This window comes from Halovenus carboxidivorans (genome assembly GCF_009831575.1).
In the GTDB taxonomy this organism is placed as follows: Archaea; Halobacteriota; Halobacteria; order Halobacteriales; family Haloarculaceae; genus Halovenus; species Halovenus carboxidivorans.
On the sequence record NZ_WUUT01000008.1, the window covers coordinates 62,762 to 74,101 of the forward strand.

At 65.6% G+C, this 11,340-nt stretch carries 9 protein-coding genes, 1 tRNA gene and 2 pseudogenes; 5 read left to right on the top strand and 7 right to left on the bottom strand.

Going from position 1 to position 11,340, the window contains the following annotated elements; all coding sequences use genetic code 11:
* The first annotated feature begins 46 nt into the window (after positions 1–46).
* Entirely contained in the window at positions 47–559 is a 513-nt protein-coding gene (locus tag GRX03_RS16045) for a hypothetical protein (protein ID WP_159765426.1), read from the top strand.
* Positions 560–573: 14 nt separating this feature from the next.
* Here the strand turns inward: GRX03_RS16045 and GRX03_RS16050 are convergent, their stop codons facing one another.
* From GRX03_RS16050 to tpiA, 3 genes are read right to left on the bottom strand one after another with little or no spacing between them, the layout of a single operon-like run.
* Complete coding sequence (locus tag GRX03_RS16050) at positions 574–1,467, bottom strand: 1,4-dihydroxy-2-naphthoyl-CoA synthase (protein WP_159765428.1); 894 nt, start codon at positions 1,465–1,467, stop codon at positions 574–576.
* 59 nt (positions 1,468–1,526) lie between these two features.
* Complete coding sequence (locus GRX03_RS16055; protein WP_159765431.1) at positions 1,527–3,098, bottom strand: NAD(P)/FAD-dependent oxidoreductase; 1,572 nt, start codon at positions 3,096–3,098, stop codon at positions 1,527–1,529.
* Positions 3,099–3,148: 50 nt separating this feature from the next.
* Positions 3,149–3,790 (bottom strand): triose-phosphate isomerase, encoded by a 642-nt coding sequence (tpiA, locus tag GRX03_RS16060; protein ID WP_159765433.1) that lies wholly within the window; start codon positions 3,788–3,790, stop codon positions 3,149–3,151.
* 126 nt (positions 3,791–3,916) lie between these two features.
* On the opposite strand from tpiA, the gene GRX03_RS16065 reads away from it, so the two are divergent.
* The 4 genes from GRX03_RS16065 to GRX03_RS17145 all read left to right on the top strand — a co-directional run bounded on the left by GRX03_RS16065 (position 3,917) and on the right by GRX03_RS17145 (position 6,964).
* Positions 3,917–3,991 (top strand) — tRNA-Val (locus GRX03_RS16065).
* Between the two features lie 116 nt (positions 3,992–4,107).
* A complete protein-coding gene (locus tag GRX03_RS16070) occupies positions 4,108–6,141 on the top strand; it encodes a restriction endonuclease (protein ID WP_159765435.1) in 2,034 nt (677 codons plus the stop codon).
* Positions 6,142–6,168: 27 nt separating this feature from the next.
* Entirely contained in the window at positions 6,169–6,747 is a 579-nt protein-coding gene (locus GRX03_RS16075) for a DUF7090 family protein (RefSeq protein WP_159765437.1), read from the top strand.
* A gap of 58 nt (positions 6,748–6,805) precedes the next feature.
* Complete coding sequence (locus GRX03_RS17145) at positions 6,806–6,964, top strand: DUF7563 family protein (protein WP_449271940.1); 159 nt, start codon at positions 6,806–6,808, stop codon at positions 6,962–6,964.
* A gap of 47 nt (positions 6,965–7,011) precedes the next feature.
* Here the strand turns inward: GRX03_RS17145 and glmM are convergent, their stop codons facing one another.
* From glmM to GRX03_RS17095, 4 genes and pseudogenes are all read right to left on the bottom strand, one after another.
* Positions 7,012–8,316, bottom strand: coding sequence for a phosphoglucosamine mutase (gene glmM, locus GRX03_RS16080; protein ID WP_159765439.1), 1,305 nt, complete (start codon positions 8,314–8,316; stop codon positions 7,012–7,014).
* A gap of 51 nt (positions 8,317–8,367) precedes the next feature.
* Positions 8,368–9,576 carry a Fe-S cluster assembly protein SufD gene (gene sufD / locus GRX03_RS16085; RefSeq protein ID WP_159765441.1) on the bottom strand — a complete coding sequence of 403 codons (1,209 nt, stop codon included), beginning with the start codon at positions 9,574–9,576 and terminating at the stop codon, positions 8,368–8,370.
* A gap of 16 nt (positions 9,577–9,592) precedes the next feature.
* Positions 9,593–10,891, bottom strand: a pseudogene (sufB, locus tag GRX03_RS16090) (Fe-S cluster assembly protein SufB); the annotation flags it as partial.
* Between the two features lie 100 nt (positions 10,892–10,991).
* A pseudogene (locus tag GRX03_RS17095) lies at positions 10,992–11,330 on the bottom strand (twin-arginine translocation signal domain-containing protein); the annotation flags it as partial.
* Positions 11,331–11,340 lie beyond the last annotated feature (10 nt).

Below are 11,340 nucleotides of genomic sequence, written 5' to 3' on the forward strand. Positions count from 1 at the left end.
GTGCACTCATCGATACACCTACATACTCGGCAAGAGCAAGTAGAGTATGAGTACAGCGCACCTCTTCGGACGGGTGTTGGTCGCGACGGGGACGGATATCGACGTACAGATCGGTGCGGAGCAGACGCTGTTCGGTGGGGCCGTCAGCGCCTTCTTCACGACGCTCGTCGTCGGCGCAATCCTCGTCGCGGTGTTTCCCGACTACACCGAGCGGATGATCGGGGAGGTGTTCGACGACCCGGTCGGTCCGTTTCTGTACGGGATCACGGTGCTGCTGTTGGTGGTCGTGCTGATCGTGCTGCTCGTCATTTCGATCGTCGGCATCCTCTTCGTGATCCCGCTGGCGGTGCTCGGCGCACTCGTCTGGGCGGCGGGTTCCTCGCTGGTGTTACTCGGTATCGCTGACCGCGTGGTCGGCCACGAGGACGGGTGGCTGGTGCCGTTGCTCCTTGCGGCCGGGATCAACGCCGGGCTGGCACTCAGCGGAATCGGCGCGCTCGTCTCGTTCGTGTTCGGCGCGCTGGGCGTGGGAACGATTCTGGACGACCGGTACAACTGACCGGAGTCACCGGATCAGTAGTGCCACGGGAACTGCCGGAAGTTCGGCTCCCTGTTCTCGTTGAACGCGTCGCGGCCCTCCTGGGCCTCCTCGGTCATGTAGCCGAGGCGGGTGGCCTCGCCCGCGAAGACCTGCTGGCCGACCATCCCGTCGTCGGCCATGTTGAAGGCGTACTTGAGCATCCGGATCGCCATCGGGGATTTGCGGGTGATCTCGTCGGCCCACTCCAGGGCGACCTCCTCTAGCTCGTCGTGGTCGGTCACCTCGTTGACCATCCCCATCTCGGCGGCCTCCTCGGCGTCGTAGTCCCGCCCGAGGAAGAAAATCTCGCGGGCCTTCTTCTGTCCGACCTGGCGGGCGAGATACGCCGACCCGAAGCCAGCGTCGTAGGAGCCGACATCGGCGTCGGTCTGTTTGAAAATCGCGTTCTCGCTCGCGATTGTCATGTCACAGACGACGTGCAGGGAGTGACCGCCGCCGACCGCCCAACCGGGAGCGACGCAGATGACCGGCTTGGGCATAAAGCGGATGAGCCGCTGGACTTCCAGGATGTGCAGGCGGCCGAGACCCTCCTGTGCGGCGGCCTCCTCGCTCTCCTCCTCGTACTCGTAGCCGGACTCGCCGCGGATCTGCTGGTCGCCGCCCGAGCAGAACGCCCAGCCGCCGTCTTTCGAGGAGGGGCCGTTGCCGGTCAGCAGAATGCAGCCGATTGTCGGCTGTCGGCGGGCGTGGTCCAGTGCCGTGTACAACTGATCGACCGTCTCGGGACGGAAGGCGTTACGCACGTCGGGCCGGTCGAAGGCGATCCGTACCGCCGGGACATCAGTCCCGCGGTGATACGTGATGTCGGTGAAATCGAACTCCCCGACCGACTCCCAGCGCGACTCGTCGAACAGTTCCGAAACCATACCGGAGTTCGGGACGGAGCCGTCAAAACGGTTTTCGTAACCACGCAGAGGCCCCAGGGTTAATTCTCTCCGCCCGCTTCCGAGCCGGTGTCGTCCTCCGAGTGGTCGCGGTCCGCTTCCTCGACCACGTCGATATCGACCGCGTGAGTTCGGCCGGTTTCCCCGTCCGCCCTACGGTCGGTCCCGCCGGAGAGCAAGTCGAGTGAATCGAACACGGTCTCCTGGAGTTGTCGGATCGCGCTGCCGGGGTAACTCCGGTCTGTGGGGCGGGTCAACGAGGTGAGGTCGACGGACTCCTCGCCGAACAACCGGTCGACCTGTCCGAGCAACGAGAGGCCGGGATCGCCGAGTTCGCTCGGCGAACCGGGATCGGTCGGGAGGACATCCGACGGCGTGCCGTCGAAGCCGTCGAGGGAGCCACCGGCAGTCGGCCAGCCGAGTTCCTCCGCGACCAGCTCCGACGCCTGTCTGATCGCGCCCACCGAACCGAGGTGTCCGGCACCGATAGCGGCCTTGGCCGCCTTCGCCGGTTCGCCGCTGAAGACGAACGGGCCGACCTGTGCGACGGCTCCGTCACCGACGCTGACGACCCAGCCGGCGGTTTCCGGCTCGTAGACCGAGAGGGACGGCCGGGATTCGGTGGTCGTCTCCGCGACCGCGGGTTCCGGAGCCTCCCCCTCTTCGGAGACCGGAACCGTCACCGATCCACCGGGCTCCTCGTCCGCGCCGGCGAGCGCGGCGATGTTCGTAGCCGCGACGCGGGCCTGCCGAACGGCGGTCTGTGCGCTGGCCGGGACCGCCTGCCCGTTCTCGTCGGTCACCGCGGCCGCGTCGCCGACGACGAAGGTGCTGTCGCTGATCTGGAGATCACGGGCAGTCGGCCGGCGCTCGCCGCCGAGCGCGTCCGGCCCGCGGATACCGCCGGTCCAGACGAAAATGTCGGCGTCGAGCGAGCGGCCGTCTTCGAGGTGGACAGTTCCTTCGTCGGCAGCGTCGACGGCGACGCCGGTCTCTATCGTGACGCCGCGAGCGACGAGTTCGTCCCGGACAGCATCTGCGAAGGCGGCGTCGAATCCGGGCGCGATCCGGTCGGCCATCTCGACGATCCGTACGTCGAGATCCAGCCCCTCCGCGTCCGAGAGCGCGGCGAGTTCACCGGCGGCCTGGATCCCGGAGAGTCCGCCGCCGCCGACGACTGCGGTGCCACCCGGATTGCGCAGGGCGTGATCGCGGATCGTCCGGGCGTCGTCGGTCGTCTTGAGCGGGGTCGCGTACGCCTCGACGCCGTCGAGACCGTAAAACGCCGTTTCAGCCCCGAGGCAGACAGCCGCGAGGTCGTATTCGAGCGTTTCGGTCCCGTCGGCGGCGTCCAGTGTTGCAGTCCCCTCCTCGGCGTCGATATCGGTCACGGTCGCCTGCCGGAGCCGTGCTCGTGAGAGGATGTTGTCGAGCGGGACCGTGATCGCGGATTCGAGATCCGGATACCGGATCAGGCGATGCAGTTCGTGCTGGACGAGGTGGTCCGTCGACTCGTCGACGACGACCAGATCGGCCTCCGGAGAGAGCGCGCGTTCGAGACGACGAGCAACGGTCAGTCCGGCGTATCCAGCGCCGAATACGGCAACACGCATACCCGACTGTTGGCCTGCGAGGTCAAAGAGCCTGCGCTGTTTGCGTTCAGTTACAACGGATCGACGAGATCAGCGAGCGCCGCGGCCGGATCGTCAGCCTTAGCCACGCCGCTGGCCAACAGCACTCCTTCGGCTCCGAGCTCGCGCGCGGCGACGACATCCTCCCCCGTCGAGATGCCAGCCCCACAGTAGACGTCGACGGTGGGATCGACCGACTCCGCCGCCTCGACGGCGTCGCGGACGATATCCGGATCGGCCTTGCTGACGGGCGTTCCGCTGCCGATGAGTTCCGGCGGTTCGACGGCGACGGCGTCCGGGCCGAGCGCCGCCGCCGCCCGGATCTGGTCGGGATTGTTCGCACAGACGCAGGTGTCGAAGCCGACGCGGTCGGCAGCATCGAGACTGCCGTCGATGTCGGCGAGTTTGAGGCGGTTCTCCGAGTGGTTCAAAAGCGTCCCCGTCGCTCCGGCGTCGGCGGCGGCCTCGGCCAGCGTGCTGCCGGTGTGGCTGCCGTGTTCGACGGGGCTGAGGTGTTGCGCCCAGGTCTGCACACCGGTCTCCGCGACGGCGTCGATGTGGGCTGTCTGGGGTGCGATGGCGATTTCAGCCGCGCCGCTGTCGACCGACGCCGCTGCCTCTGCAACTTCGACTGGATCGCGCGGATACGCTTTCAGATTGACCAGAACGAACATACCAGTATCCGCGACCGGCGACGGCAAATAGGTTTGTCATCTCCGCCAGGAGGGCACCAACCGACGGCGGCGGGGCGAATTCGTGACCTTTAATTATCCCTGCCGTCAAGCAATGAGTGCGAGCGAGGGTTTGTGGTCTAGTCCGGTTATGACACCTCCTTGACATGGAGGAGGTCGGCAGTTCAAATCTGCCCAAACCCACTTCTCACCGAACGTCAGCCCCGAACAGCCTCGCTTTCGTCTTCTTAGCCGGCTCCCGGTGTTGCCGAAGTATTTACTGTGTCCCGCATAGAAGGAGGAGATACTCGGAGTCGGGTATGGGCACGATCATCGATCTCACAGACGGGCAGGACCACGAGATACTCGAGAGGACGGAAGCGGACGGGCTGTTCGGCGGGGAGTATCTCGACGGACGACCCCTCGGCGAATACCTCCGGGAGGGCGAGCAGCCGAAATACGTACTTCGCAACAAGAAGTCGGGGGTGACAGTCGACGACGGGCGCTCGCTCGAACCGGACAGTAACTTCCAGGCGTTTGCGCTCGTGACGGATCTGCGCGTTATTTTCGTGGTCGGACAGGCCGGCGGCGACGATTCGCTGTCGGTTCGGCTGCCCGATATTGTCGGGGTGAGTACCGAGAGCGGCCTGCGGTCGAACACGCTCGTGATCGAGACGCTCGCGGACGAGCGGTGGTCGTTCCCGTCGACGGGTGATCCCGAGCCGGTCGCGGCGTATCTCGAAGACGCTACCCAGGTGTGGGCCAACGCCGCCCGATTGCTGGACGACGTGGAGGAGACCCTCAGTCGCGCGGAGGAAGCGATGGCCAGCGACGAGCACGAGGCCGCACGCGAGCACGTCGATGGAGCGCGCCAGACCATCGATACCGCGGTGCACCGGATCAGTGAGGTCGGTCCCGCCGCGCACCAACGGATCGCCGGGCGCGCCGAGGAACTCGGGAGTTGGCTCACCGACGTCGAGCGCGAACTCGCGGGCGGAGACGGCGCTCGCGCCCACGCGCAAGCACAGACACACTGGCAGCGCGACGAGTACGAGGCCGCCGCGGAGTCCTACGACCGGGCCATCGAATCGTACCGCGAGGCACTCGACATTGACGGCTCCACCCCGAGCACCGAATCACTGGAGGAGCGACTCCGGGGGGCGGCGGCCGAGCGGGAACTGCTCCGCGTCGGGCCACTCGTCGACGCGGACACGTCCAGGCGCCGCGCAGTCGCGCTCGCTGACCCCGAGGACGCCGCCAGCGAGTGGGAGCGCGCGCTCGACCGCTATCACGACCTTCTCAGTCTCGACTGGGGTGACGAGGGCGGACAGTTCGTCGCCGACCGCGAGGTGATCCGCGAACAGACGACCGAAATCGCCGACGACGCGGTCAGCGACCACTACGAGGCCGGCCGACAGTGGCTCCGGTCCGGCGATAAACTGGCCGTCCAGGACCGCGACAAACAGGCGACGCAGGTCTACGAGCGGGCCGCCGAACAGTTCGAGCACGCGCACACCCTCGCGAGCGAAATCGCTCCCGACCGCACGGAGACCATCGAGACGGCGATCACGGCGGCGGAGGACCGGCTTGCTGGCGTCCGACCGGAGCGCTCGGTGCCCGACGATCCGATCGGATTCGAGCCTGAAGAGGAAGACGACGAGACGGAGACGGAGACCGACGACTCGGGAGACGAGATGGACGACCTCTCGTTTCACGACTCCGGTTCGACGGCGACACAGGTATACGAGCCGTCACAGACGACGGCAACGGGATCGTTCGGACGGGAAAACCCGGGAACCGAGTCCGTCCTCGACCGGATACAGGCCCAGAAACAGGCACGGGCCGAGACGGGCCGCGAGGGGCCGACCAGCGCGGAGTCTGAGTCCGGAGACGGGACAGTTGTCGATACCGACCCCGCGGCCGGGTCACCGGATCGGCTCCGGGAACGGGTGAAAGCGGTCGGGACGGCGGACCTCCGGGATATCGTCGCTCGACTCTGGGAGCGGAAGGGATGGAAGACCTCTGTCGTCGGCGCTGGCGGCGAGGTCGTCTACGACGTGGTCGCGGTGGACACGGAGACCGAGGAGCGACATCTCCTGTGGATTATCGACGCTGACGGAGGGCCGGTCGACCGGACGGTAATCAGACAGTGTGCGACGACGGTCGAGGACGGTCAGGGATCCGACGAGGCTGTCGTCGTCACGACCGGATCCGTCACGCCGTCGGCGGAGTCGGAGGCCGAGAACGCGCCCGTCTCGATTGTCGGTCTCTCGGAACTCGTCGACCGCCTCGCGGAGTCGAGTGTCGCCGGGGCCGTGCCGTCGCTGGAGGACGGGGAAAGCCCGCAGACTTAAGACGCTACCACCCCGGAGTAGTGGTACATGGAGTACACGCTGGCGATCGAGAACACGCCGGAGACCGTCCCGGGCGGTACCGGGTTGCTCCTCTTTCATCCGAGCATCGGCGAAACGGACCGGATCGACACGCAGTTTCTGAAGACGGACACGGACCACCTGCTCGTCATCTCGACGCGGACGACCGCACGCGAAGTCGAACAGAAACTCGAACACTACGAGGTCGACGAGGACCGAGCGACCATCCTGGACACGCTCTCGGTCGAGCGCGGCTACACCCGCAGACAGAGCGACCACGTCAGATACGTCTCGACGCCCGAAGACCTCGACGCGATCGTCGAGCAGACGCGGGAGTTCCTCGATTCCCACGACGGAAAGCTCCGCGTGAGTCTCGACTCGATCACGGAGATGATCTACTACGCCGACGAAGAGGGGGCGCGGGAGGCAGTCGTCGAGATTCTGGAATTACTCGACGAGTACGACGCAGTCGGGCTCTTTCACATGGACAACAGCGTCCACGACGACAGTGTGTACGACTCATTCAGTGAGTTGTTCGATGGCGTAATAGAACTCGACGAGGACGGCTCCGTTACGTCCTCGCTGTGAGGACGGAATTCGGCTCACCACCAACCATTATTACGCCGGGGATATACAGATAGCTTGTATGCCGGAATGTCAGAACTGCGGTGCATTCGTTACGGCGGATTACGCACGAGTATTCACACCGAACGGTGTCGACAAACCACGTGTGTGTCCACAGTGTGAAGATAAGATCCGGGACGGCGCTGACGTGCGCCAGGCCCGGTCCACGCGACGGGGGTAACCTCCCGCCCTCCCCGCTCTGTCTGCGTCCTCTTTTTCTCTCTGTTCCTATGCGGCCTCGTCGAGGAGCGTCATCGCCGTCTCGGCAATCTCCTCGGCCCGCTGCTCGGTGCGTGCCTCGGCAGTCATCCGCACGAGCGGTTGTGTCCCGCTGGCCCGGAGCAAGAACCAGCCGTCATCGAGGTCGACTCTGACACCGTCGAGCGTCGAGACGGTCTCGTAGCGGTCCACGACCTCGTCGCTCACCTCCTCCATGAGCGCCATCTTCCTGTCGGTCTCGAAGGCCTCCCGCCTGATCGGATACGTCTCGACGGTGTCGGCACGCTCCGCGAGCGGCGTCGTCGCGGCCATCGCCACGATCTTACAGGCCGCGAGCGGGCCGTCGGGACAGAGCGTCTCTCCGGGCCAGATCCACGCGCCGCTGGGTTCGCCACCGAAAGCGACGCCCTCCTCGCTCGCCGCCTCCGCGACGTACACGTCCCCGACGGGGGTGCGCCGGGTTTCGATGTCCGCCTCCGCGAGGTGGTCCTCGACTGCCAGACTGGTGTCGACCGGGAGCGCAACGGCCTCGCCTGCCACGGCGGCCTCGCGGCCAAAGAGCGCGAGCAACACGTCGCCCGTCAGAAACTCCCCCTCCGCCGTCACGGCGCGCATCCGGTCCGCGTCGCCGTCGTGGGCGATACCCACGTCCGCGTCGGTCGAACCGACGAGTTCGGCCAGCGACTGGCAGTGTTCTGCGGTCGGTTCGCTCGGTCGGCCCGGGAACGCGCCGTCTGGCTGTGCGTTCAGGGTTTCGACGTGACAACCCAGTTCTTCGAGCGCCCGTGCCGTGACGCCGCCGGCCCCGTTTCCAACGTCGACGACGACCGATAGCTCCCTCTCGACATCGACCGCATCGATGAGCGCCTCCCGGTGGCTCTCCGTGTGATCGACAGACGAGTGCTCGCCGAACTCGTCCCAGTCCGCGAGTGCGACCGCCTCCGTCTCGATGCGTCGGGTCATCTCCTCGCGAAGCTCCGCGTCGAAGGCCTGCCCGCTTGGCTGCCAGAGTTTGATTCCGTTATCCTCAGGGGGGTTGTGCGAGGCCGTGATCGCTACACCGGCGTCGGCATCTTCCCAGGCGACCCCCCGGCCGACCGTCGGCGTCGCCGCGACGCCGAGGTCGACGACATCTGTGCCCGACTCGCGCAGACCGGCCGCGAGTGCGGCCTGGAGCGTCTCGCCGCTCTCGCGCGGATCGCGACCGACGACGACGCGGTCGGCGTCGACGCCCAGTGCGCGACCGACTCGCAGTGCCAGCGCCGCCGTTACCTCCTCACCGACCGGCCCGCGGATGCCACTCGTTCCGAACATACTCCTCTCTGGTCACGGCTGGCGCAAAAAACGACCGAAACGGACGGCGTCCTATCGCAGACGGGCGGCGATCAGGTCTTCGAGGTCCTCGCGGAGTTCGTCGACCTCGATCTCCTCGTGGACGGGGACGAAAAAGCCCTCGACGAGCATGTTCGTCGCCTGCTCCTCGTCGATTCCGCGGGAGTTCATGTAGAGAAGGTCTTCGCTGTCGACCTGCCCGACCGTCGCGGAGTGACTCGCTTCGGTGTCGTGGTTGTTGATGATCAGTTTCGGCGAGGCGTCGGCCTCGCTGTCGTCGGAGAGCATCAGCGTGTTCTCACGCTGGTAGGAGTTGGTGTCCCACGCCTCCGTGCCGACATCCTGAACGCCCTCGTAGACCGAGCGCGCCTCGTCGTCGAGGACGCCCCGGGTCACGAGGTCGGCCGTCGTGTGTTCGGCTTCGTGCCAGACGCGGCTGGCGATGTCGATGTGCTGATCCTCGTGGCCGAAGAAGGCCCCGACGATCTTGGACTCGCTGCCGTCGCCCAGCAGACGGGTCTCGACCGAGCTCTTCGTGAGACGGGTGCCGATGTTGCCCTCGATCCAGTTGACCTGGCCGTCGCGTGCGGCGTGGCCGCGTTTGACCTGGTAGTTGTACGTCTCCTCCGAGAGGTTCTGGAGGGTGCCGTACTGGACGTGGGCGTTCTTCTCGGCGACCGCTTCGACGACGCCGCTGTAGTACTGTCGACCCTCGAGTTCCTCGCCGGTGGACTGCCGTTCGAGGATCGTGACACTCGCCGACTCCTCGGCGACGACGAGCGTGTAGTTGAACAGCGACTGGGAGTTGATCCGGGTGCGGATCTTCACGTCCTCGGCGACGACGCCCTCGGGGACGTAGACGACGGTGCCCGCGCTGAACAGGGCGGTCGACAGCGCCGTGAGGTAGTCCCGCTGCGGGTCGACGACACTGCCGAAGTGCTCTTCGATCAGGTCGCCGTGTTCGTCGACCGCGTCCGCCCACGAGAGCACCTCGACGCCCTCGGCGTCGACGCGGTCTTTCTCCTGGGCCATCTCCAGCGGATCGATGAACTCCTCGTATTCGAGCGCGTCGAGGTTCGTCCAGTCCCGTCCCGGGGTCCGGATTACCGACGGCATGTCGAGGTCCTCGAGCGCATCGAGCGCGTCGAGACGGGTCTCCAGTAGCCACTCGGGCTCGCCGAGCGACTCGCTGATCTCCGTTACCTGTTCCTCTGTCAGATTTGCGTGTACCTGCGTACTCATTGTAATCACCCCGGAGTTATCCGAGACTGCCCTCCATTTCGAGTTCGATTAGTCGGTTGAGTTCGACGGCGTATTCGATGGGCAGTTCCTCGGTGATCGGTTCGATGAAGCCGGCGACGATCATCTGCTTGGCATCGTCGTCGTCCAAGCCCCGAGACTGCAGGTAGAACACGTCTTCGTCACCGATCTTGCCGACGGTCGCCTCGTGGGCCACGTCGACGTCGCTCTCCTGAATCTCCATGTACGGCATCGTGTCCGACGTGGAGGTGTTGTCGAACATCAGCGCGTCACACTCGACCGCCGTCGAGGAGCCTTCGGCACCATCTGCCATGTGGACGAGTCCGCGGTAGTTGGTGCGGCCGCCGTCCTTGCTGATGGATTTGGATTCGATGGTCGAGGAGGTGTTCGGCGCGTTGTGATAGACTTTCGCGCCGGTGTCGATGTCCTGCCCTTCGCCCGCGAAGGCGATGGTGATGTGGTTGTCCGTCGCGCCCGGTCCCTTGAGGACCGAGGACGGATAGAGCATCGTCGCCTTCGAGCCCATCGAGCCGGAGACCCACTCCATGGTCCCGTCGGCTTCGACGATAGCTCGTTTGGTGTTGAGGTTGTAGGTGTTTTTCGACCAGTTCTGGACCGTCGAATACTGGACGTGCGCGCCTTCCTTGACGAAGACCTCGACACCGCCGCTGTGGAGGTTGAACTCGGAGTACTTGGGAGCGGAACAGCCCTCGATGTAGTGGACTTCGGAGTTCTCCTCGGCGACGATCAGCGTGTGCTCGAACTGCCCCATGCCGTCGGAGTTCATCCGGAAGTACGCCTGGACGGGCATCTCCACCGTGGTGTCTTCGGGGACGTAGACAAAGCTCCCACCGGACCAGATCGCACCGTGCAGCGCCGCGAACTTGTTGTCGCTTGCTGGGACGGCTTTGGTCATGAAGTGTTCTTTGACGATCTCTTCGTGTTCCTGGACGGCCTGGTCCATGTCACAGAAGATGACGCCTTTGTCCTCCCAGCGTTCCTGCATGTTCTGGTAGACGATCTCGGATTCGTACTGCGCGCCGACGCCGGACAGCGCGTTTTTCTCGGCTTCGGGAATGCCGAGTTTGTCGAAGGTGTCCTGGATCTCCTCGGGCAGGTCCTCCCAGTCGTCGACGCCGCCGCGGGTCTCGATGTCCGGGCGGATGTACGGGACGATCTCGTCGATCTCGACCTCGCTGAGGTCGGGTGCGCCCGGCCAGTCGTCGGGCATCGGCATCTGCTTGAACTGCTTTAGGGCGCGCAGACGCCGTTCGAGCATCCACTCGGGCTCGTCTTCCGGGGCCGTAGACGGCGTGGAGGTCGATGTTGTGCGGCATCGAGTTCGACTCGTCGTTGGTGAGGGTGATCCGGACGGTATCACCGCGACGGACCCGGATCATCGGGCCGGGAACCCGGCCGTCGAAGGTCATGTAGTCGAAGGTGACCCCGGGTTCGATCTCGGCGGTCTGTTCGAGGGTGGTCATCTCGACCTCGTGGTGGCGCGGCTCCGACCAGTCGACGGGGTCGGGGAGGTCGGTGGGATCGGCGGCGATGCGGTCGGTGTCGACGGACTTTGCCGGTGCCGGTCCGTCGGTCCCCGTCTCCCCGTCAGCCGACGTTTCGGGCTCTGACTGGCTTTCGACGGTGGAGTCGAGACACCCTGCAACAGACAGCGCGCCGCCGACGCCGGCAGCCTTGAGGACGGTTCGACGGTTTGGTGAGTGGTTGTCAGTCATTGGACCTCAC